Here is a 23,216-nt window from a genome sequence, read left to right as displayed (position 1 = left end):
TGTATCTAACTTAAATGCCAATTGTATCCAACTTGTAAATAATGATCATAACTTCGATAATCATTAAAAAACTGTTGCTAATTTATGACGAAGATTTGGTTGTTCGGTAGAGGTAACGATGATAACTTACATATAGTCGATAGATATGCACACACAGATCCTACTTATCCATGTAAAAGGATTCCAAAATAAATAAACAAACATGGAAACTTTTCAGGAGCGGTGTGCGTCTAATAGACGGGGAATAAAAGACAAGCTTGGCAGATAGCGTTTGGCACTATTTCGGGGGAACGAGGATGAATACAAATGAAAAAGAAGATTTGTTCAGCAGTATTAGTTACAGCTTTGACGGTAAGCGGAGGTCTACATACACCATCCGTCAGCGCAGCAACACCTATTAAAATTACAATTGATGGAGTTCAGCTAACAACAGATCAGGCACCTGTAATGTCAGCGAATCGGACGATGGTACCATTAAGAGGTGTTTTTGAAGCGTTAGACGCGAAAGTACTTTGGAAGCAAAGTACCAAAACAGTCACTGCAATCAAAGATGGCACAACCATTGTATTACCGCTAGGATCTAGAACAGCAACGATCAATGGCAAAAAGGTTACGTTGGATGTACCTGCTAAGTCGATTAAAGGAAGAACGGTTGTACCGTTACGCTTTGTTAGTGAATCGTTAGGCGAGAAAGTAGGCTGGAACGCATCTACGAAGACTGTAAGTATTACGACTACGAATGCCAAACCGACCACACCCACTACACCAACCACTCCATCGACTTCTATCTCACCTGTACCTTATGTAAATGCCAAAGTTGTAGGACAACAAGGAAATGGAAATGATTTAGAAATTAGCTTTCCGGCTTCTGCTAGCACTAAAGGAATCAGTCAATATCGAATTTTAGTAGTCAAAGCAACTAATAGTAATACATTTAACGTCAATACAGCATTAACAGTGCCTGCGGCGAATTATACAGGCATTCCGCAAGGCAGTAGCAATTATACAATCACATTAATGCCTCAAGCCCGTGATACAGACGGCGCATTGATTCAGAAAAATGTAAATTACCGTGTCTATGTATTGGCAGTAGGCGCAAGTGGATATAACAGCTCGTTATCTGTAAGTTCACCGAACGTATCTTTGGGCGTTGTGGCTACAGCTTCTGCGATAGCTACAGATGTTAAAGCAAGTGATGTCTCTGACAATGGCGATGGACGAGATTTCTCAGTCAGTTTTACCAGAGCAAGCGATGAGAGTAAATTAAGCAATTACCGTGTGTTTGTTGTAAAAACAACAAGTGCAGGAAGCTTTAGCACAACAGAAGCAGCTAAAATAAGCAATTCTAACTATACAACGATTAACAAAACAGGCTCTAACCCGACTACACGCTTGACGAACACAACGCGTGATACATCTGGTGAGTTGATTACAACAGGAACAGCCTATACTGTATTTGTTATCTCGATCACAAGTGGTGGCGATAATATTGGAATATCCGCAGGTTCTAATTCATTAACATTAGGACGTACAGTAGAAGCACCTTCTATCACTAAAGTAGAAGATGTAAGTAATTTTGCCGACGGACGCGATATTCAAGTGACTTTTACCAAGTCTTCTGAAGAGTCCAAAATCAGTGGCTATCGTGTATTTGTCGTTCGAAGTAAAGTATCTGGAGATTTTGATATTGCGACTGCTAATGGTCTGGCATCTAGTCGATACATCGATGTATCCAAAACAGGTAGCGATCGCACTGTGACGCTAGCAACATCGCTTAAAGACAGTGGTGGAGACACGATTGTGAATGATGTACCTTATCGTATCTATGTGATGGCGCTTGGTTCAGGTTCTTATGCGAATAGCTTATCTTCCGCATCTTCTACACTGACACTAGAGACAGGTGATCGGACGGTAGGCAATGTGAGTGGCATCGCTGTTAGTGATATTAGCGATTATGGAGATGGACGCGATCTGCAAGTGACATTTAACAAAGCAAGTGATGAAGGATTAGTGAATAATTATCGTGTTATGGTCGTTAAATCGATCAATGCGAGCAAATTCAATCTTTCTACAGCAAATAGCGTATCTAGTTCTAACTATTTGCAAATCAGCAAAAATGGTTCGAATCATACGGTTGCGTTCAGTGCCGGATCAAAAGATGTAAATGGTGACCTCATTAAAAATGGTACCAATTACCAAGTGTTTGTCTTAACAACAGGTACAGGTAGTGCTTCTGGCAATAACTCATTATCTAGTGCATCTTCTGTTATTACATTAACATCAAATGGCGCAACATCGGCTGTAAATAGCGTAGCGACTACCAATAGCACTTCGACTAATACAGCATCCGATATTACATTTAGTTTTGTACCGGCTAATGATACAGGTATTTCGGAATATCGTGTCTATGTAGTACGTGCAGACCAAGCCGGTTCATTTAATCTCACTACAGCTAACAATACAGCCGCAGCCAATTATACACGTATTGCCAAAACAGCGACTAAAGTGACACAAGCTTTAACCACAAGTACGAAAGACTACAACGGAAATGCAATTGTGAAAGAGGTAGCTTATCGTGTCTATGTATTAAGCGTAGCAGATGGTTCGGTACGCTCGGTTAACACCTTATCTGGCGCATCTAATGACTTTACAATCAAGTCATCAACGGTTGCTTCAGTGACTAATATTAATGCTAGTGCAACTAATGGCGGAATCAAAGTGACATTCTCCAAACCAGCAGGTGAAAACGGTATTGCTAACTATGCTGTAATGCTAGTACCGTCTGCAAGCTCAAGTAATTTCTCATTGGCAGATGCGAATCGTGTGAGTGAACGCAATTATAAGACAGTAACGCAAGGGGTATATAGCGAGTGGACCTTTACAACCACAGATGTAGATGTAAATGGTGCTGCTATTCGCTCAGGAGTGACGTACAAAGCGTTTGTTCTATCGATTGCTGATGGACGTTCAGCCACAATCAATGCTCTCTCTGTAGCTTCTAGAGAAGCTCAAATGATCACTCAATAAAAGAAAAAAAGATTATTTTTTAAGCAAGCTTTTATCGGTATTCACCGAAAGAGCTTGCTTTTTTCCTATTTGCAGACTGGATAAAGATCGCTAGCGATATCAAAATAATGTGGCTCAATATGTCTATTTTTGGTTATGATAAGTAAGTAAACATCTATCTATTCGCTAGATCATGCAAACTTGCCTCAGGGCGGAAAAGAGGGACATTGATGCAATATGTAAAGTTAGGTCGTACCGGTCTCGATGTATCGCGAATTTGTTTGGGATGTATGAGTTATGGAATACCTGATCGTGGAGCACATCCATGGACCTTAGATGAGCAGAGCAGTCGTCCTTTTATCAAGCAAGCTTTGGAAGCAGGGATTAATTTTTTTGATACAGCCAATGTGTATTCAGATGGTACAAGTGAAGAGATCGTCGGAAAAGCGCTCAAAGAGTATGCAAACCGAGATGAGATCGTTATCGCTACCAAAGTCCATGGCAAAATGCGTCAGGGCGCTAATGGTGGAGGACTTTCTCGCAAAGTCATTATGGCGGAGATTGATCATAGTCTACAACGTCTGGGAACGGATTATGTAGATCTGTATCAGATTCATCGCTGGGACCCGAATACACCTATAGAAGAAACACTAGAAGCTCTTAATGATGTTGTCAAAGCAGGGAAAGCAAGATATATTGGTGCTTCATCTATGGCTTCATGGCAGTTTATGAAAGCTTTAGATATTTCCAAGCAAAATGGCTGGGCACGCTTTGTCTCGATGCAGAACTATGTGAACTTGCTCTATCGAGAAGAAGAACGTGAGATGCTTCCTTTATGCAAAGAAGAAGGCATCGGTGTTATTCCGTGGAGTCCATTGGCACGCGGTCGCTTAACCCGGGATTGGGAAGAAGAGACTTCACGTTCTGAAAGTGATAGCTTTGGCCAAAGTCTTTACAAGGCAAGTGCTGAAGCCGATCGCAAAGTGGTAGAACGGGTGGCAGAGATTGCGTCGGAACGTGATATTCCACGCGCACAAGTCGCTCTAGCATGGGTATTGCAAAAAGAGCCGATTACCGCACCAATTGTAGGAGCAACCAAATTACATCATTTACAAGATGCTGTGGCTGCTGTAGATATAGTATTAACAGAAGACGAGATCAACCGTCTGGAAGAATCATATATTCCGCATCCTGTCACAGGATTCTAATATAAATCAAAAAAACACTCCAACCCTTTTGTACAGAAGGATTGGAGTGTTTTTGTTTATTATACCTTGGTGACTTAACTTACTTCCGTATGAAGAGCAGTCACTGTTTTATTTTTACCTGTACGCTTTGCCTCATACAGATACGTATCGACTTGTTCAAAGAGTTGCTCTTTGGTCTTCTCAGAGCCATAACTTTGCAGTCCAATACTGACAGTAACGGACTTGCCATTCATTTCAAGATGTTGTAATTCGGCAACACTACTTCGTATACTTTCAACCAGTGCATACGCTTCTTCAAATGTCTGATCGAACAAAAGCAGTGCAAATTCTTCGCCACCATAGCGAGCTGCTATATCGCTAGAAGACATATGTTGTTGAATCACTTGAGAGACTTTACCAAGAATAGTATCTCCTGCTTGATGACCATACGTATCATTAATGACTTTGAAATCATCAATATCGATCAATGCTAGATGAAGCTTAGCACCTTTGGTCGCATAATCAAAAGCCGTATTATAATAATCTCGAAACGAAATCTGGTTATACAGATTAGTCAGACCATCTGTTTTGGAAAGCTTGCTCATAATAGCATTTTTGACAATTAGATCTTGCTTGGCAGACATGGTTAACTGCAAATCAGCTAGAATTTCTATACCGCTAGCTACAATAATATGAGCGATAAACGTACTTACAATAATAAAAGAAATGACGGCGATAACGTCAAAGGACGAGAGATAGTTGCGAAAATGTGAATCGGCTAGATACAATGAAGTGAATGCGATAAGCTGTAATACAGAAGGAATCCATAACAAGCGACGTCTGAAAAAGACAACAGCTGATAAGATCGGTAACAAACATAGTGCTGTAATAATACGAATATCATAGTTGAGATAAATAATCGTCCATGTGATTAGCGTACTTGCACTGAATAACACGTAAAAAGATAAATGATTCCAACGGATATATATCCATCTTGTAATCAAAGTGACTAAGCTCATCAAAAGAGTAGGCATAATTAGAATATAGATATAGAAATGATAGGCATCATCGTCATAATCTAAAAAGACAAAAGAACCCCACTGAGAGAAAAAGTGGACACCAATGACAATCCAGTATACTTTGAAAAACTGATGTATCCATTTGGACTGTTTATTCATAACATCACCATACAGCCTCAAGATTTAAGATGTGCAATCTTGCACATTCATGTAAAGACAAGTATAAATCATTATACGATCATAAGAAAAGACAAGCTTTACCAAAATAAAAAATATCATTGAAATAGGAGGTATTCATAGATGATCGATTCTACATGGTATTCACAACTCGTCCTAGAAGATTATGCATATGATGTAACAGAAGAGGTGACTTTTGAAGGCGAATATTCTTTGCATATAAAGAATCAACAGCTATCTATTCATGTTGAATTTATACAGAGTGTTGCGAATGAAGAGGAGATTGAGCATCTAACAGCTCCTTCTATAGTACAGCAACAGTTATGGGAGCATTATATAGAACATTGCGAATCTATTCAGGAGCCAGTATTACAAGCGATATTCAACCATTATCAACACATCGAAGAACAATATCGTCAAGCCTGGCAAATTGATCCGCAAGATCCTGCAACAATAGAAGAAAGAGATCAATCGATTCCGTATATCCAAAATGTTAATCAAATTGCAGATTATATTACACTGCAAGGCTTTTTGATCGGAGATTCACCATCTGGGGATACGTATTACCTTAATTTTCATTGTACATGGGACACAGAACATGGATTAGGAGTCAAAATGGTCAATCATCAACCTGTTCATGTGAGCAGTTTTTATACAGCCTACGATATAGATTAAAGACAATTTACTTTAAAAGTATACGCTTACATTTATTGCTTGAAAGCGATTCAGTTCTGTATGCTCTGGTATAAGTATAAAGTGAGCCTTATGACCTTAGCGATTGCTGACGAAAAATGTCACCATCTAAGATGAAAGATGCGGTTTAGTGAAATTACAAAAATTACCTGATAAAGACGTTGTATTTATTCGTGCAATCGGTTATAATAAGAGTAACGAAAACGTGACTGGTACTCACATATTGTAGAGGGTTGTTATATAGGAAGGCGAAGAGCCTTGTACAATATGTGATTATTCTATTTTATCGGATGTTAATCTTCTGAATAAAGAAGGTCATGTAAATTTAATTTCTTTGGAGGTACTACAATGCAAACAGGTACAGTAAAATGGTTTAATGCAGAAAAAGGATTTGGTTTTATCGAGGTTGAAGGCGGAAGCGACGTATTCGTTCACTTTTCTGCTATCACTGGCGACGGTTTCAAAACTTTGGACGAAGGTCAACGCGTTGAATTCAACGTTGTTGAAGGAAACCGTGGTCCACAAGCTGAGAACGTTGTAAAACTGTAATTCAGTTTATAAGACGCCCTTAACGTTAGTTAAGGGTGTTTTTTTATTCAAATATTTGCAACTTGTGCAAGAACAAATAGATATTACTACTGGGAGGGGACTACACATGTACTATTCACGGAAAAATCCATCGCAAGAGATTCCTACAGCAATGACCGATATATGGGAATGTACGAATCCAGATTGCAAAGGATGGATGAGAGATAACTTTGCACTTGCAGATGTACCGGTTTGTTCACAATGCAAGTCGCCCATGACCCGCGCTCAAAAAGAATTGCCGGTGTTGGATAATACAAGCTATAGTAGACCCAACAAAAAGCGTTAATTCTTATGGAACGTTTATGTAAGAATCATAAAAAAGCATTAGTTTACTGATGGATGATCATAATCCAGAGGTAGACTAATGCTTTTTTTAATAGACATTATGAATACTAAAGAGGATACTTTTACATAAACAACCAAAAATAATAATTAGATTCCAAATATTTAGTCTATCCCTCTTTGCATAAATGATATAACATAGTATACTAAATGATAATAGTAAATCTAAATTGAAGGTGATCGTATGGCAGATAGTTCAATATCGCTCAAACCTCGATATGAGCAGATGTATTTAACATTACGTGATCGTCTACATTCAGGCGAATATACAATAGGCGATAAGATTCCATCAGAGAAAGAATTAATGGAACAATTTGAAGTGAGTCGTATTACTTCCAAAAAAGCACTGGACATGTTAGTACAAGATGGATACATTGTACGGCAACCGGGTAGAGGTTCTTTTGTTATTCATAATGGCAATCATACAGAAGCTATTGAACCTGCTGAAGCTGGCAAACATGATTATAACACTAGATTACGTACAGCAAGTGATCAGATTGTTCTTGGATTGATTATGGAAGATTTCAGTGACAGTTATGGGAAAGAAATGTTGGTCGAAATGGAAAGAACCGCTCAGAAAATGGGTGTGTATTTGATGTTACGACTTTCCTTTTCACAGACTGATATTGAAGAAAATGCGATTCGGATGTTAAGAGATTATGGTGTCGATGGCTTGATTATTTATCCAACTCGCGGACAAATTTTTAATTCTGAAATTCTAAAATTAGTGATTGATCGTTTTCCACATGTACTGGTTGATCGTTATGTCAAAGGCATCGATTCGACGTCGATTAGTACCGATAATGTAGCAGCAGCAAGCTTCGGCACACATTACTTGTTGGATCAAGGACATCGTCATATTGCATTATTAACTTCCAAAGTGACTGATAATGTAGCGATTGAAGAACGAATAGAAGGATTTGTACAAGCTCATGCTGAACGTGGAGTTGTACTGGATCGCTCTTCATGGCTTACCGATATGTACTGGAATAGTAATCAAGAAGAAGATGAACAAGTATTGGTACAACACAATGTAGATATGATTCAACAAATGATTGAAGCTCATCCACAGATTACGGCTCTTTTTGCTATGCAGTATGAACTAGCATTATTTGCCAAAGAAGCGATAGAACATATGGGACTTCATATACCGCAAGATATCTCGATTATCTGCTTTGATAGTCCTCAAGCCAGTGCGGCGTTATATCCATTTACACATATGGAACAAGATCAACAATCGTTAGGTAGACTGGCGATCGAAAATGTACTCGCACTGATCGAAGGAGCAACATTACCGAGTAAAATTTCGTTACAAGCCAATCTGGTTCATGGTCATTCCGTGACCAAAGCGTCTGTTCGTTCATAAGTTATGGTTAGCAGATGTATCTTGCTTATACAGAGGATACATCTTTTTTGTATATCTATACATTTAGAGTTCTTAATATTTTTCTTTAATAACATAATATAATGTATTGACATGTTAATAGGCTGTGATCTATTATATAGCTATAAATGTAAGCGCTTAAAAAAGGGAGGATTGCAATGAATGATATAGGAGATGGAGTATTGCCATTATCTGTCCAGCAATTAATTACAGAGGTCGAAGAACATTTACAAGAACGTCCCAAGCTTGCACGAATGTTCAAAAATGGGATCAGTAATACATTGACGACGACGCTCAAGCCTTTAGAAGATGGAACCGTATTTGTGATTACAGGGGATATTCCAGCGATGTGGTTGCGGGATTCAGCAGCTCAGGTCAGACCTTATCTGATATTGGCGAATAAAGATAAAGCATTAAGCGAACTCGTTACTAATGTAGTCAAGCGACAGATACATTATATTCATCTTGATCCGTATGCTAATGCTTTTAACGAAGAAGCCAATAACAATGGACATCAAGAAGACAAGACACAGATGACTGCATGGATCTGGGAACGTAAATATGAGATTGATTCGCTTTGCTACCCGATTCAGTTAGCTTATCTACTCTGGCGCACGACAGGAAGAACCGATCATTTCGATGAACATTTTCAAAAAGCTTGTCATATTATTATGACATTATGGCATACAGAACAGAGGCATAGTGAACAGTCACCTTACACCTTTGAACGTGTAGATTGCCCTGAATCAGATACGCTTCCACATGAAGGTAAAGGTAATCCAGTAGGATTTACAGGTATGACATGGTCAGGTTTTCGTCCAAGTGATGATGCTTGTCAGTACGGATATTTGATTCCTTCGAATATGTTTGCTGTCGTGGTACTCGGTTATATGGAACAGATCGCAAGCGAAGTGTATCAAGATCAGGAATGGGTCGTCAAAGCCTCTTTGTTAAAAGCACAGATTGAAGCAGGTATCGAGCAATATGGGATTGTAGATCATCCAGAATTCGGACGGATGTATGCATATGAGACAGATGGTCTGGGCAATCACAATCTGATGGATGATGCGAATGTACCTAGCTTACTGTCACTTCCTTATCTAGGATATTGCACACTTGATGATCCACTGTATCAAAATACAAGAAAGTTTATACTCAGTCAGCACAATCCTTATTATTACAGCGGTACAGCTGCTCAAGGGATTGGTAGTCCTCACACTCCTCCTCATTATATATGGCATATTTCATTAGCGATGCAAGCTTTAACATCCCAAGATCAACAAGAAATTCTTTCTTTATTACACACGTTGGAACAGACAGATGCAGGTACTGATTTTTTACACGAAGGATTTCATATGGATCGACCGGAGGAATATACACGTGAATGGTTTTCATGGGCCAATTCGTTATTTAGCGAAGTGATCTTAACCTACTGCGGGTATACGGTGCCGAGCGGTAAAATTCAGTCATCCTAAATTAGATCAGCGATCAGTATCAAGCCATATTTCAAATTACACCTTAGATGTCACATGATGTTGTACCCAGAACCAACGATAAGGGAGCGATAACAATGGCAAAAGGCAAACGCAAATGGATAACAGGTTTATTGGTAAGTCTGACTGTTTTAACAGCAGCCTGTTCGAATAACAGTGCAGGAACGAGTGCTTCAGGTGGAGACTCTTCTAACAAAGTCGTCAAAGTCGCTTATGGAAAATGGAATGAAACGGATAACTGGGGCAAATGGTTAACCAGTGTGAAAACAGAATTTGAGAAAGCACATCCGGGTGTAACCGTTGAACTGCAACCGATTCAAGGAGCCCAATATGCGACTAAAATTCCTTTATTAATGTCTGATCCAAGTAGCGCTCCTGAAGTACTGGCTGAAGATTCTTTTATGATCAATGCAGATAGCGAAGCAGGATATTTGGAACCGCTTAAAGTAGATAGCTGGTCAGATTGGAGTAATTTTAACGAAGCGATCAAAGCCGCAGCGAAAGGAAAAGATGATAAAACGTATGGCGTGCCCTTTTCGACAGATGTACGTGGATTGTATTACAACAAAGAACTATTTAAAAAAGCAGGATTACCCGTACCGTGGGAACCTAAAAACTGGCAAGACATTTTGACAGCTTCCCAGACGATTCATGAGAAATTACCAGATATTATTCCGTTCTGGATGAACTCCGGTAAAGCTGGGCAAGAAGCTACAACGATGCAGACATTTGAAATGTTGTTATACGGTACAGCCAATCCATTATATGAAAATGGTAAATGGATCACACAAAGTCCGGGTATCTTAAGTTCACTTAACTTTATTAACAATATCTATTCCAATGGCTTTGGACCACCACTGTCTCAAGTACTGACTGCACAAGCAGGGCAAGTATTAGAAACGGATCTAATGCCAAATCAAAAAGTAGCTATCGCGCTAAATGGTAACTGGTTAACAGGAACATGGGCAGCTTCAGGAAGCAAACCATGGCCAGAAGCATTAGACGTCTATGATTTTGTAAAAATGCCAACCGAAAATGGACAAGCACCTGGATTCACTTCTATGTCCGGTGGATGGACACTTGCTGTAGGTGCCAAATCTGTTGAAAAAGAATTGGGTTGGGAATTTATCCAATTGGCGATCAATGAAAAGCATAATAAAGAATTTGCGATGTTAGACGGTGCTTTAACACCTCGCCTTGATGTAGCGAAAGACAAAGAGTATAGCGAGCAACCGGGCACATTGTATGCCAAAGCCGCAGATTTCATTACGTATACTCATGTTCGTCCAAGTACCGCTGATTATCCTGTTGTTTCTACAGCTATTCAAGAAATGGTTGAAAAAGTAGTTACCCAAGGAGCTAGCCCTCAAGACGCTATGACTCAATATGCGCAAAGTGTAGAACGTAGTGTAGGCGCAGATAAAACAGAGACCAAATAAAGTAATCTATCATTTCATCTATCCGCTGGCAGATCAGGTTGAGTAACGGCAGAGTATAGCCGATCAGCCTGATCTGCTCGTGAGGATAGAAGGCTGTGTTTAAAGGAGGAATCCAGATGGAAGCGTCACATCCGCGTGTGTCCAAACCCAAACGCAACGGAGGTGGTGAGCAGTGGCGGGCAGCTTTATTTTTATCGCCTAGCTGGTTGCTTTTGTTGCTGTTCTTTTTTGTACCGACGATTTTAACCTTTTATTTTGCATTTACGAATATGGCACTTACAGGTGCAACAGCAGCCAAAACGGAATTTATCGGGTTCGAGAACTTTAAATATATGTTTCAGGATGCTAACTTTCGGACTTCTGTGTGGAATACCCTTATTTTTCTAATCTTCTCCGCAGTGATCGGGCAACAGGTGATGGGCTTTATTATCGCTGTATTGATGAACGGTCGCAAACAGTGGTTCCGCAGTGTGATTGGTTCGATTGTTATTGCTGGTTGGGTTGCTCCCGAAGTGGTATGTGCGTTTGTATGGTTTGCTTTTTTGAACGATACAGGGACAGTCAATGCGGCAATTGAATCGCTAGGGATGAAGCCAGTTGCATGGTTGTATACATTTCCAATGGTATCGGTGATTGTCGCTAATATCTGGCATGGAACAGCCTTTTCTATGATGGTATTCCAAGCGGCATTAGGAGATGTACCTAAAGAAGTCGAAGAATCAGCTATGATCGATGGTGCTTCGGCATGGCAACGTATGATTCGTATTACGTTACCGATGATTATCGGATCAGTGACTACCAATATGGTACTGGTTACGCTACAGACACTCGGTTCATTTACATTAATCTATGCGTTGACCGGTGGTGGGCCCGGCATGGCGACCGAGACATTGCCAATCTATATGTATCATCAAGCTTTTGTAAATTATCAATTAGGTTATGGCACAGCAATCTCGCTAATGTTGCTAGTGATCGGAATTGTAGCTAGTCTACTGTACATGAGAATGTTGAAAGTGAAGTTATAAAGGAGGAGAGACCATGAGCAGTCTAAATCTTGGCAAACGGCGTAAAATGAATCGGTTTGTGATCGCGCGTACGTTGCCTTATATTATTCTCTCTCTAATTGGTTTGTTATTTCTATTACCATTATTATGGTTATTGTTTGCATCGCTTGATCAAAATGCAACATTAGCTCTCAAAATTCCAAGTGCATTGACGTTGGATAATTACGTTTCTACTGTTACTAATACCGATAATCAGAAATCATTTGGTAATGGATTAATACTGGCAGTAGGTCAAGCTTTGCTGGTTGTGGTGGTGGCTGGACTGGCTTCGTATCCATTGTCTCGCTATCAATTGAAGTACAAACGTTCATTTATGTATATTATTCTGTTCGCTACAGGTTTGCCGATTACAGCGGTAATGGTTCCTGTGTATCAATTTTTTATCTATTTTAGAATGCAGGATTCGCTCTTTTTTACCGTCTTATTTTTGACAGCATCGGCGCTTCCGTATTCGATCTGGATGATGAAGAATTTTATGGACTCTGTGCCTCTTGAACTGGAAGAAGCGGCATGGGTCGATGGAGCTTCAATCTGGACTACACTTCGGCTAGTTGTTGTACCGTTGATGTTACCCGGTATTTTTACCGTAGGTATTTTCGCTTTTGCGGGAAGCTGGGGAAATTTCCTTGTTCCGTTTATTTTATTGCAAAGTCCAGAGAAATTGCCTGCCGCAGTTACGATTTATCAATACTTCGGGCAAAATGGTCTGGTACAATATGGTACGCTTGCTTCGTTCTCGATCATTTATACGATTCCAGCCGTAGCTTTATACATTATTGGACAGCGTTATATGTCTCAAGGATTTAGCTTTGGTGGGGCGAATAAAGGTTGATTATACGCATACGAAAAGTAGACAAAACATCTTCTATTTAGAAATAGAAGATGTTTTTTTTATTAAGCTAATGTTTCCATCATAGTATAGAAATATTTATTGTCGCCTGTAGTGAAATAGGTATACCATGCTTCTAACGTTTCCTTTTTAAATACATCTAGCAAGGCAATCACTTCACGTGCTAACAAAATACCACCTGCGGCACTCGTAGTAATAAGATTACCATCTACAACGATTTTTTCGTCTCTATAATGGGCAGTTCCTCTATAATCAGGACAGAACATAGTCAAATACTCCAACCCGTTGCTTGTGTGTGCACGATCATCTAATAGACCTGAATCGGCAAGCGCTGTGGTCGCTCCACATATTGCAGCAACATTGCCACCTTTATCTAGCAATTGTTTTGCTTTTTCGATCATCGGTAAGTGTATGGGGTCTTTCCATGTATCTGCTCCAGGTAGAAGTAGTATGGCTGAAGTATCATGTGTGATATCTTCTACAAGTAGATCAGGAACAATAGTCATCCCTCCTTTTGTCTTGATCGAATGTTTGGAGGCTCCTACCAATTTAACAGGAATACGACTTCCTTTATCTTTAAAATATTGACCTGAGTTAAGTTCAGCTATCACATAACCAAGTTCCCAATCTGCCATCGAATCGAGTATATAAGCATAAGCGTATTTCATTTTTTCCTCCTAGTAATCTATGTTTTCTTAATTCATCATAGCTTTCTAATACTGACAACAGTATGTCAGTGATTTTTGTATGTATTCATTAGATTCTAAAAGATTGTTAGAGTGTTTACATAAAATTTACTGAAATCACTTGGTACAACAGGATCAGGTATTGTATGATGTAGGTTGTGAAATCATCCTAATACTTATGAATGGACAAGGTGAATAAATACAATGAAACCAATAGATTTGCAATATAAGATGCCTGCGGAATGGGAACAACATGAACGTACATTATTATCATGGCCGATTTTGGATTCGATGGTCTATCCTGATGATTATGCTACAGTCTGTGATGGATATGAAGAATTAGTCAGTGCTATCGCTGAATTTGAGCCTGTTACACTGGTTGTTAATCCAGATGATCTAGAAAAAGTAAGTCAACGTTTTGAAGGTCAAGCGGTAGACTTTTTGCCACTTGAACATAATGATGCTTGGTTACGTGATAATGGACCTACGATTGTAGTGAATGATAAAGGTGAACGTGCAGGGGTAAATTGGCACTTTAACGCTTGGGGTGGCAAATACGAGCCGTGGGATCTGGACGATGCAGTGGCTCCAGCGATTCTCAAACATCTTAATATTCGTCAATTCGATGCACCACTTGTGCTTGAAGGCGGTTCAATTCACGTCGATGGTGAAGGAACAATGTTAACGACAGAAGAATGTCTGTTAAATACGAACCGTAACCCTGATCTAACGCGCGCAGAAATTGAACAACATGTTAAAGATTTTACGAATGTGGAGCAAATCATCTGGCTTAATCGCGGACTTGCTGGAGATGAGACAGACGGACATGTAGATAATGTGGCTTGTTTTGCAGCTCCGGGTAAAGTGATTATTCAAGTGTGTCATGATCCTGCCGATGATAATTATGAGATTACGCAAGAAAATCTACGTATCTTAAATGATGCTGTCGATGCTCAAGGACGCAAATTAGAAATTATCGAAATTCAGCAACCACCAATGGTTATGCATGGTGAACAGCGTTTGACGCTAAGCTATTTGAATTTCTATTTCGTCAATGGTGGTATTATTCTACCAGTATTCGGGGGCACAGCAGAAGAAGCAGATCAGCATGCGATGAATGTATTACAAGCGACATTCCCGGATCGTAAGATTCGTGCGATTAATGGTATGGCTGTTATTCGTGAAGGCGGTAATGTTCACTGTACAACGCAACAAATTCCAGCTCAAGCTTAATAGCATAATCAATAACCTTATTATAGAAAGGATGACTACAATATCATGAGAAATGTAAAAGTAGCGGCTACTCAAATGAGCTGTACTTGGGATATCGATGACAACATCCGCAAAGCAGACAAATTGGTTCGTGAAGCGGCGGCACAAGGTGCACAGATTATTTTGCTACAAGAATTGTTCGAGACTCCATATTTCTGCCAGAAAGAAAAAGCAGAATATTATCAATACGCGACTGAACTTGAGCAAAACAAAGCGATCAACCATTTCCGTCTAGTTGCTAAAGAGTTAGATGTCGTTTTACCGATTAGCTTTTATGAAAAGAAAAATTATGCTCGTTATAATTCACTTGCTGTGATCGATGCAGATGGTGAGATTCTTGGTAAATATCGCAAAAGTCATATTCCAGATGGCCCAGGATATGAAGAGAAATTTTACTTCAACCCGGGAGATACTGGATTCCAAGTATGGGATACCAAATATGCCAAAATCGGCGTAGGTATTTGCTGGGATCAATGGTACCCTGAAGCGGCACGCTGTATGGCATTGATGGGTGCAGAATTATTATTTTACCCGACAGCTATCGGTTCTGAGCCACAAGATACATCGATCGATTCCAAAGATCACTGGCAAGCATGTATGCTAGGCCATGCAGGAGCGAACTTGATTCCTGTGATCGCATCGAACCGAATCGGTAAAGAAGAAGACGAAGATTCTTCAATCAACTTCTACGGTTCTTCCTTTATTGCAGGAGCACAAGGAAACAAAATTCAAGAAGCAGATCGTAACAGCGAAGGCGTATTGGTTGCTGAATTTGATCTGGATCAATTGGAAACACAACGTCTGGAATGGGGTATTTTCCGTGATCGTCGTCCTGAATTGTACGGTATTATCGGTACGTATGATGGCGAGAAAAAACTGTAATTCACTTGTAGATGTAATGATGTAAAGCAATTTAAAGTATTAGCTGATACTAGCACCTTGTGATCTTTGTAGATCACAAGGTGTTTTTTGTGCTATCCAGACTTTGATATGGGGTGTAACTCCTTTTATAATAGATGCCAAGTCAATGAATTGTTCTTAATATCTCAATAACGGTTAATAATAAATTAAAGGATGAACAGATTGCTAAGGAGGATTACAGATGACCCACAAACGACAAATTACACTTAAAGATGGAACCGTTCTACCTGCAATCGGACAAGGCACATGGAATATGGGCGATGATTCTTCTCGCAGACAAGAAGAGATCGATGCGTTGAAATATGGTGTAGAGTTAGGCATGACAGTGATCGACACCGCAGAAATGTATGGTGAAGGACGTTCCGAATTGTTAGTCGGTGAAGCGATTCAAGGGATAAGAGATCAAGTATTTCTAGTATCCAAAGTCTATCCTCACAATGCAGGGGGAGATTCTCTGATTCGTAGCTGTGAACAAAGCTTGAATCGACTGGGTACCGATGTTCTAGACTTGTATCTATTGCACTGGCGTGGACGTATTCCTCTGGAAGATACGATTCAAGGAATGGAAAAGCTAGTGCAAGATGGTAAGATTCGCCGTTGGGGTGTATCTAATCTAGACACGAAAGAAATGCAGGAAATGATCAAATTACCTAATGGAGATCACTGTGCTACCAATCAGGTATTGTATCATTTAGGATCACGAGGTATTGAAGTAGATTTGTTACCGTGGCAACAAGAGCAAGGAATGCCTGTTATGGCGTATTCTCCATTAGCTCAAGCAGGATCATTACGAAGTGAACTGACGACCGATGCTACGGTACAACAGATTGCAGAACAACATGGAGTTCACCCTTTCCAAGTGTTACTATCATGGTGTATTCGCGATGGCAATGTACTGGCGATTCCCAAAGCATCTAGTCGTAGTCATGTGGAAAGCAATGCTCAAGCAGCGGAGCTGATGTTAAGTGAAGATGAGATCAACCAGTTGAATCAAGCTTTCCCAGCTCCAGATCACAAAGTTTCTTTGGATATTATTTAAGAATATGCTCTTTAACTACGTCAGGTTTTTGATCCATCAGCTCCAATAATCTTGAAGCAGAACCATTAGGGCTATTGGTGCCTTTTTCCCAAGCTTCAATTGTTTTGACAGATACTCCAATAGTTTGAGCAAATGTTTTTTGAGTGAGTGTCATATTTAAGCGAATACGTTTGATATCTTCTTTACTATAAGATTCTAAAGGTTTAACACTAATGGTTTGTTGACGGGCTGATTTCGTATTCCCTTGTTCATATTCTATAGCTTGTTCCAAACCTAATTTAATTTCATCAAAAAATGAAAGATTTTGTTTAGTCATAATTACACCACCTTATAAATAGATTACAGATATATACTTTTTAGTTGAGCTACTAAAGATTTAAGTATGTTTTTTTCTTGTTGTGTAAGATTAGATTGTTCATTTTTACCAAATACAGCGATTAGAATGATTTTTGACTGGGAAGGCATATCTAAATAAAGAATACGAGCATCGCCACTTTTGCCTCTTCCTTCGCGAGCGTATCTTAATTTACGGAGTCCGCCAGTCCCCTGAATCACATCGCCTTTGGAGGGAGAAGTCAATAAATCATTTTGTAAAGCTTTAAGGTCTGTATCATATAGATCAAGACTTGCAAACTTTTTATCAAACTGAGCGGTCATTATAAATATTCTTTGCATAGAGGCCTCTCTTATATAGAGCGTGAATGATTAAACAAATTATAGAAAGTATAACTTTATAATACCCTATTGAATAGGGTTCTTCAATGGTATAAATAATATATTTCTTCTAAATATGATGGGAGATAACTTATGTACCACTATCGGTTCACCAGTAGCTGGAAGATGGAGACGCCAAGAGCAAAATTATGGGAACTTGTAGATCATTTCGAAGATATCGATTTCTGGCAAGGCGTCACTTTTGCTAAAGTAAAGCAAACCGATGATGCACAGGGAATAGGGGATGAGTACGAATGTACTTTTCGGACTAAAATGCTATTCAAGCTCAAAATTTTTCTGAAAGTCGTGGATAAAAGTAAACCAACTACGTTTAAATTAAGAGTTGAAGGCCCTCTGGCTGGAGAAGGTACCTGTTATTTGGAAGAATTGGATGATGGACGTGCGACATTGATTCGTTGTATCTGGGAAGTACGTCTGGATCATTCGATGTTACGCGTGACCAATCCTGTGATGCGCCCTGTCTATGTATGGAGTCATAATAAAGTAATGGATGAAGGAGTAGCAGGAGTAGGTCGCCATTTACAAGCCCATGTATCTGAAGCTTCTCATACAACCAAAATCTATCGTTGATCATGTAATCATTTTTGCACACAGGGGGCATCACTATGGGGAAATACCAATTTACAGAAAGCTGGTTATTGGAAGCGAGTAGACACGAAGTCTGGAATTTGATTAAAGACTTCGAACAACTTCGTTGCTGGCAAGGGGTCTCCTTTCAACGTTTACAAGAAGGCACAAGCAAAAATGGAATAGGCGATAAATACAGAATGAATATGAAAACCAAGCTATGGTATACCATTTCGCTTGATTTCGTTGTGACTGAAAAGCAAGAAGAGACACTGATTTGTCTGGAAGCATATGGCGATTTGAGCGGACAAGGCATATTTCGTTTGCAAGAAAGCGGAGCATACACTCGCTTACATTACGACTGGCAAGTGCACACCAACAAACCATGGATGCAACGTTGGGAACCGTTGTTGCGTCCTCTCTTTATCTGGAATCATAATCGTGTTATGGGGGAAGCTGTGCGCGGTATATCTAATCAATTGGGCGCACGTCTGGTATAAATAAAGTCTGTAAATCATTATATTTAGATTTGCAGATTGTACATATCTAAAAAGAAATTCTGTTATGTCAGTTGTTGAATAACTTTTTTAAGATAAATTCAACTTTAATTATTTATTCTTTAATCCTTGCTTATATAAGGTTTAACTTAGAAACAAGCGGGTAAGTTGTAGATAAGCAATACACACAAGGAATCAAATGAAATTAACGTATATATTGAATAGAATGAAGGAGGAAATGAAAATGACTGGAAGAAAAGCGTTATGGAGTGCAATCGGAATGGGTGCAGCGTATCTGATGCGTAATAAAAGTGCACGTGATAAAGTAATTTCTCAAGTGCGTCGTGTAGCAACATCAATGCGCGACAAAAAATCAGGTAATTCATCCAATACAACAAATAACAATTACTAAGATATCATTGAAATAAATAGAACTGAAACGCCGATGACGTATGCTACATACGAGGTTGGCGTTTTTTTATTGACAAATACCAAGTTATCGGATAGGATTTAAAAATAAACCGACTGACGAGTCAATCAAGGGGTTGATCGTATCGATAATACAACATTAAGTGCTCGTGAACAGGATGCTATCGAGAAGCGAGAAAAGTTAATGCAGATTGCGCTCAAGCAATTTGTAGAGTCTGGTTATCATGCTACAAAAGTTTCAGATATTGTAGCTGAAGCAGGCGTTGCGCAAGGAACGTTTTACTGGTATTTCAAAAGCAAAGAAAGTGTTGCGCTCGAAATTGTAGAGCAAGGTAGACAACAATTATTAGAAGTGATCGGTGTTGGTTATCGCACACATTCTGGTACAGCCGATGATATGGTACAAGCTTCTGAGAAATTACTATATCAATTATTTCAATTTGCCGAACAACATACTCATTTGATGCGGATGTTGTTAGATGGTACAGGATTTAGTGAAGCAGTACGTGAGCAGATTATGCTCACTCGTTCACAGATGGAGCAAGGATTTGTACACAATATTCAGCGGGCGGTAGAGTTAGAGATGTTACCAGCACAGACAGAACCTTCTGTCCGTGCAGCTTTTCTAATGAGTCTGATCGAAGGTGTTGTTGTCCGTTGGTTGTTTAGCACCGCTAATGGTTCATCTTCTGGTCTGGTGAATCATAGTGCTGAACAATTGGCCAAAGAAACAGCACGTTTTGAATTTTATGGTCTGCTAGGCAGAACCGATTAAAGGAGAATAATAGAATGAAATTATTGCGTCGTACGTCTACATCGATGGCTTTGGCTATGTTGCTTATGGTTGTACTGGTATTGAGTGCTTGTGGAAATGCCACTCCACGTTCAGCAGATACGAATACAGCAAGTAATACCACTTCAGAAAGCACAGCAACAACAGCTTCAGGAAATGAACTCGAAAATATTAAATCTGCCGGTGTACTTAAAGTCGGTCTGATGGGTACTTATGCACCTTATAACTTTTTGAATGCAAACAAAGAAGTGGACGGATTCGATGCAGACATCGCCAAAGAAGTTGCCAAACGTCTAGGGGTAAAAGCTGAATTTACAACACAAGCATTCTCCGGTCTAATTCCAAGTCTACAAGCAGGCAAATTCGATGCGATTATCAGTCAGGTTACAATTACAGATGAGCGTAAGCAACAACTGGATTTCTCTGATCCTTATATTACCAATCAGGTGAAAATCATCGTCAACGAAAATAATAACGAGATTACCAAGTTAGCCGATTTTAAAGATAAAAATATCGGTGTAGGTCTTGGAACGAATGATGAAACGTATCTTCGTACCGAAGTGTTGCCACAAGTCGGTAACTTCAATATCAAAACATACAATGATGTAATTACTTCATTACAAGATTTGAATGTAGGACGGATTGATGCCACAATCAACAATATTTATGCACTCCAACCGATCGTTGAAGAAAATGGATTCAAAATCAAAGCTGTCGGTGATGCGATCAAATCCGACCAAGCGGGTATAGCTATTCGTAAAGACAATCCTGAACTATTAGAAGCATTGAATAAAGCAGTAACTGATATGAAGGCAGACGGCACGTATGAGACTATTTTTGTCAAATGGTTTGGCGAAAAGCCTGCTGCTGAATAATAGTAAAGATGAAAGCTTGATCAGGACTGCGTTCACTACGGTGCGCAGTCTTCTGTTTTACCGTGATCAAGAAGGGAGATTATACGTATGCAATTAGTATGGGATAACCTACCTTTTCTTTTAAAAGGTGCAGGTTATACATTGTTGATTACGATCATATCTATGTTTTTTGGATTGATTATCGGTGTGATTGTCGCGATTGCACGTATGCAAGGCAATCGTCCGATTCGCTGGATTGCGAGATTCTATGTCTCTATTATTCGAGGGACGCCTGTTCTCGTTCAACTGGTTATCGTGTATTATGGACTGACCGATTATGGCATTACACTGGATGCTATTCCAGCGGCTTGTATCGCATTAAGTATTAATATTGGTGCATATTTATCAGAGACCTTTCGTGGAGCAATTTTGTCGATTCCCAAAGGTCAGACAGAAGCAGCCTATGCAACAGGGATGACTTCAGCGCAGACGATGTGGCGTATTGTGTTACCCCAAGCAGCACGTACCGCCATTCCACCGATGGGCAATACCTTTATCGGGATGCTTAAAGAAACATCGTTGGTATCTGTCATTACAGTAACCGATCTATTGCGATCGGCTGATTTGTTGATTGCTCAATATTATGTTTATATGCCTTTTTATATCGGAATTGCGATTATGTACTGGATCATGAGTACGATTTTTTCAACGATATTGGAACGTATCGAACGACGATTGGCTAAAGCATACTAAAACGAATGTGAGGGAAGTATTATGATCCAAACTCGTGGATTGTCCAAAACATTTGGCACACATACCGTATTACATGAGATTGATCTGAATATACAAGCAGGCGAGATTGTGGTGTTGCTAGGACCCAGCGGTTCAGGGAAAAGTACATTGTTACGTTGCTTGAACGGATTAGAAGATCTGAGTGCAGGTTCTATCGAAGTGAACAGTATCGAAGTAAAAAGCACCATGAAGCTGAAAGAACGTCAACAACGTATGCTTCAAATACGCAGACAGACGGGTATGGTTTTTCAACAATTTAATTTGTATCCGCACAAAACGGCTTTGGGTAATGTCACGGAATCGTTGCGTATGGTCAAAAAGTTAGAACGTACACATGCTCGTCATGTTGGCGAACGAATGCTGAGCCGTGTAGGGTTATTGGAGAAGAAAGATCAGTATCCTTCCCGTTTGTCTGGTGGACAACAGCAACGTGTAGGCATAGCACGTGCACTGGCAATGGAGCCTGAAATTATTTTATTTGACGAACCGACATCTGCACTTGATCCTGAATTGGTCGGTGAAGTGTTGGATGTGATGAAATCGCTGGCGCAAGAAGGGATGACGATGATTGTGGTCACCCATGAGATGAAATTTGCCCGTCAGGTGGCGAATAAAGTTATTTTTATGGATGAAGGACGTATTATAGAACAGTCTGATCCAGAATCCTTTTTTGAACGACCAGCGACAGAAAGAGCCCAACGTTTTCTTAGTAAAGTGATGGATTATTAATTTCAAATAAACGAATGAGAGCAGGTAGACATAATGAATGTAACAACAGTATGGAATGGTAAAAGAGCTTTTGAAGCTGTAGGGCCTTCGGGTTATCCGATCGGGATGGATGCTACGGCTGCGTATGGCGGAGATGGTAAAGGCGCAACACCAATGGAGTTACTACTTGCAGGTCTAGCAGGTTGTATCGGTATTGATATTACGATGATTTTGGATACATTTTTGCATAATATTCACAAGATTGAAATCGAGACAGAAGGAACGCGCAGAGAAGCTATGCCTAAAGGGTTCACAGCGATCGATCTTATTTTCAAAGTCGATGGTGATATTCCAGATTATCGTGTATGGAAAGCAATCCAGATGGGAAAAGAAAAATACTGTGCCGTATCCGATTCATTGAGTGCAGATATTCATTATCGACTCATTCTGAACGGCGAAGAAGTCATACAACCTGCTTAATTAGAAAGAGATATCTTGTTCATTAGACAAGATATCTCTTTTTTGATATCAACAGAATAATTTCAAAGGATTATACGTGAAAAATTATACATAATAAAGATCGCCAATGCCTATTCGTTAAACGTATTAAAGGGTAGTTTATAGATATAGAAGATTTCCAATTCGAAATCGTGAGAGTGTGTACGGCAACATGGAGGGGAA

At 39.6% G+C, this 23,216-nt stretch carries 25 protein-coding genes; 21 read left to right on the top strand and 4 right to left on the bottom strand.

What is annotated here, in order from left to right; genetic code table 11:
• Positions 1-306 precede the first annotated feature (306 nt).
• Together PaeCFBP13512_RS16145 and PaeCFBP13512_RS16140 are read left to right on the top strand one after the other, a co-directional pair.
• Positions 307-3,027: a copper amine oxidase N-terminal domain-containing protein gene (locus PaeCFBP13512_RS16145; RefSeq protein WP_137224531.1), complete on the top strand. Its 2,721-nt coding sequence runs from the start codon at positions 307-309 to the stop codon at positions 3,025-3,027.
• Between the two features lie 209 nt (positions 3,028-3,236).
• Entirely contained in the window at positions 3,237-4,214 is a 978-nt protein-coding gene (locus PaeCFBP13512_RS16140; RefSeq protein WP_137224528.1) for an aldo/keto reductase, read from the top strand.
• A gap of 74 nt (positions 4,215-4,288) precedes the next feature.
• Here the strand turns inward: PaeCFBP13512_RS16140 and PaeCFBP13512_RS16135 are convergent, their stop codons facing one another.
• A complete protein-coding gene (locus tag PaeCFBP13512_RS16135; RefSeq protein ID WP_137224525.1) occupies positions 4,289-5,371 on the bottom strand; it encodes a GGDEF domain-containing protein in 1,083 nt (360 codons plus the stop codon).
• Between the two features lie 141 nt (positions 5,372-5,512).
• Between PaeCFBP13512_RS16135 and PaeCFBP13512_RS16130 the strand changes: the two genes are divergently transcribed.
• From PaeCFBP13512_RS16130 to PaeCFBP13512_RS16095, 8 genes are all read left to right on the top strand, one after another.
• Positions 5,513-6,064 carry a DUF6985 domain-containing protein gene (locus PaeCFBP13512_RS16130; protein ID WP_137224522.1) on the top strand — a complete coding sequence of 184 codons (552 nt, stop codon included), beginning with the start codon at positions 5,513-5,515 and terminating at the stop codon, positions 6,062-6,064.
• Positions 6,065-6,430: 366 nt separating this feature from the next.
• Positions 6,431-6,631, top strand: coding sequence for a cold-shock protein (locus PaeCFBP13512_RS16125; protein WP_069329657.1), 201 nt, complete (start codon positions 6,431-6,433; stop codon positions 6,629-6,631).
• Positions 6,632-6,737: 106 nt separating this feature from the next.
• Complete coding sequence (locus PaeCFBP13512_RS16120; protein WP_069329656.1) at positions 6,738-6,956, top strand: cold-shock protein; 219 nt, start codon at positions 6,738-6,740, stop codon at positions 6,954-6,956.
• Between the two features lie 240 nt (positions 6,957-7,196).
• Entirely contained in the window at positions 7,197-8,378 is a 1,182-nt protein-coding gene (locus PaeCFBP13512_RS16115) for a GntR family transcriptional regulator (RefSeq protein ID WP_137224520.1), read from the top strand.
• Between the two features lie 176 nt (positions 8,379-8,554).
• Positions 8,555-9,871 (top strand): glycoside hydrolase family 125 protein, encoded by a 1,317-nt coding sequence (locus tag PaeCFBP13512_RS16110; RefSeq protein ID WP_137224517.1) that lies wholly within the window; start codon positions 8,555-8,557, stop codon positions 9,869-9,871.
• Positions 9,872-9,966: 95 nt separating this feature from the next.
• Positions 9,967-11,328, top strand: a complete 1,362-nt coding sequence (locus PaeCFBP13512_RS16105) for an extracellular solute-binding protein (protein WP_137224515.1) — start codon at positions 9,967-9,969, stop codon at positions 11,326-11,328.
• A gap of 116 nt (positions 11,329-11,444) precedes the next feature.
• Complete coding sequence (locus tag PaeCFBP13512_RS16100) at positions 11,445-12,353, top strand: carbohydrate ABC transporter permease (RefSeq protein WP_069329652.1); 909 nt, start codon at positions 11,445-11,447, stop codon at positions 12,351-12,353.
• Between the two features lie 13 nt (positions 12,354-12,366).
• On the top strand, positions 12,367-13,224 hold the full coding sequence (locus PaeCFBP13512_RS16095; protein WP_371748122.1) for a carbohydrate ABC transporter permease: 858 nt from the start codon (positions 12,367-12,369) through the stop codon (positions 13,222-13,224).
• Between the two features lie 62 nt (positions 13,225-13,286).
• Here PaeCFBP13512_RS16095 and PaeCFBP13512_RS16090 read toward each other — a convergent pair whose 3' ends face one another.
• Positions 13,287-13,910 (bottom strand): DJ-1/PfpI family protein, encoded by a 624-nt coding sequence (locus PaeCFBP13512_RS16090; protein WP_137224512.1) that lies wholly within the window; start codon positions 13,908-13,910, stop codon positions 13,287-13,289.
• 222 nt (positions 13,911-14,132) lie between these two features.
• On the opposite strand from PaeCFBP13512_RS16090, the gene PaeCFBP13512_RS16085 reads away from it, so the two are divergent.
• The 3 genes from PaeCFBP13512_RS16085 (at position 14,133) to PaeCFBP13512_RS16075 (ending at position 17,160) form a co-directional block, all read left to right on the top strand.
• On the top strand, positions 14,133-15,161 hold the full coding sequence (locus tag PaeCFBP13512_RS16085) for an agmatine deiminase family protein (RefSeq protein ID WP_137224509.1): 1,029 nt from the start codon (positions 14,133-14,135) through the stop codon (positions 15,159-15,161).
• A 45-nt stretch (positions 15,162-15,206) separates the two neighbouring features.
• Positions 15,207-16,082 carry an N-carbamoylputrescine amidase gene (gene aguB / locus PaeCFBP13512_RS16080; protein ID WP_069329649.1) on the top strand — a complete coding sequence of 292 codons (876 nt, stop codon included), beginning with the start codon at positions 15,207-15,209 and terminating at the stop codon, positions 16,080-16,082.
• A gap of 220 nt (positions 16,083-16,302) precedes the next feature.
• Complete coding sequence (locus PaeCFBP13512_RS16075; RefSeq protein ID WP_137224506.1) at positions 16,303-17,160, top strand: aldo/keto reductase; 858 nt, start codon at positions 16,303-16,305, stop codon at positions 17,158-17,160.
• On the opposite strand, the gene nadS is transcribed toward PaeCFBP13512_RS16075, so the two are convergent.
• Together nadS and PaeCFBP13512_RS16065 are read right to left on the bottom strand one after the other, a co-directional pair.
• Positions 17,153-17,476, bottom strand: a complete 324-nt coding sequence (nadS, locus tag PaeCFBP13512_RS16070) for a NadS family protein (protein ID WP_137224503.1) — start codon at positions 17,474-17,476, stop codon at positions 17,153-17,155. The two genes, PaeCFBP13512_RS16075 and nadS, sit on opposite strands and share 8 nt — an antisense overlap.
• Before the next feature lie 23 nt (positions 17,477-17,499).
• Positions 17,500-17,835, bottom strand: a complete 336-nt coding sequence (locus PaeCFBP13512_RS16065) for a type II toxin-antitoxin system RelE/ParE family toxin (protein WP_137224501.1) — start codon at positions 17,833-17,835, stop codon at positions 17,500-17,502.
• Between the two features lie 132 nt (positions 17,836-17,967).
• Between PaeCFBP13512_RS16065 and PaeCFBP13512_RS16060 the strand changes: the two genes are divergently transcribed.
• The 8 genes from PaeCFBP13512_RS16060 (at position 17,968) to PaeCFBP13512_RS16030 (ending at position 23,015) form a co-directional block, all read left to right on the top strand.
• On the top strand, positions 17,968-18,465 hold the full coding sequence (locus tag PaeCFBP13512_RS16060) for a hypothetical protein (protein WP_069329647.1): 498 nt from the start codon (positions 17,968-17,970) through the stop codon (positions 18,463-18,465).
• A 35-nt stretch (positions 18,466-18,500) separates the two neighbouring features.
• A complete protein-coding gene (locus PaeCFBP13512_RS16055; protein ID WP_137224498.1) occupies positions 18,501-18,962 on the top strand; it encodes a hypothetical protein in 462 nt (153 codons plus the stop codon).
• A gap of 241 nt (positions 18,963-19,203) precedes the next feature.
• Positions 19,204-19,371: a hypothetical protein gene (locus PaeCFBP13512_RS23250; protein ID WP_161594286.1), complete on the top strand. Its 168-nt coding sequence runs from the start codon at positions 19,204-19,206 to the stop codon at positions 19,369-19,371.
• Between the two features lie 201 nt (positions 19,372-19,572).
• Positions 19,573-20,163 (top strand): TetR/AcrR family transcriptional regulator, encoded by a 591-nt coding sequence (locus tag PaeCFBP13512_RS16050; RefSeq protein WP_137224495.1) that lies wholly within the window; start codon positions 19,573-19,575, stop codon positions 20,161-20,163.
• 14 nt (positions 20,164-20,177) lie between these two features.
• Positions 20,178-21,056, top strand: coding sequence for a transporter substrate-binding domain-containing protein (locus PaeCFBP13512_RS16045; protein ID WP_137224492.1), 879 nt, complete (start codon positions 20,178-20,180; stop codon positions 21,054-21,056).
• A gap of 87 nt (positions 21,057-21,143) precedes the next feature.
• The gene (locus tag PaeCFBP13512_RS16040) at positions 21,144-21,788 is read left to right on the top strand and encodes an amino acid ABC transporter permease (protein WP_137224489.1); all 645 of its coding nucleotides are present in this window, start codon (positions 21,144-21,146) and stop codon (positions 21,786-21,788) included.
• Between the two features lie 21 nt (positions 21,789-21,809).
• A complete protein-coding gene (locus tag PaeCFBP13512_RS16035; RefSeq protein WP_137224486.1) occupies positions 21,810-22,556 on the top strand; it encodes an amino acid ABC transporter ATP-binding protein in 747 nt (248 codons plus the stop codon).
• A 33-nt stretch (positions 22,557-22,589) separates the two neighbouring features.
• Positions 22,590-23,015, top strand: a complete 426-nt coding sequence (locus PaeCFBP13512_RS16030) for an OsmC family protein (protein WP_069329641.1) — start codon at positions 22,590-22,592, stop codon at positions 23,013-23,015.
• Positions 23,016-23,216 lie beyond the last annotated feature (201 nt).

The sequence above is a fragment of the Paenibacillus sp. CFBP13512 genome (genome assembly GCF_005233705.1).
Classification (GTDB): domain Bacteria; phylum Bacillota; class Bacilli; order Paenibacillales; family Paenibacillaceae; genus Saccharibacillus; species Saccharibacillus nuruki.
The sequence above is the reverse complement of the archived record's forward strand: the minus strand, read 5'-3'. Positions and strand labels throughout refer to the sequence as shown.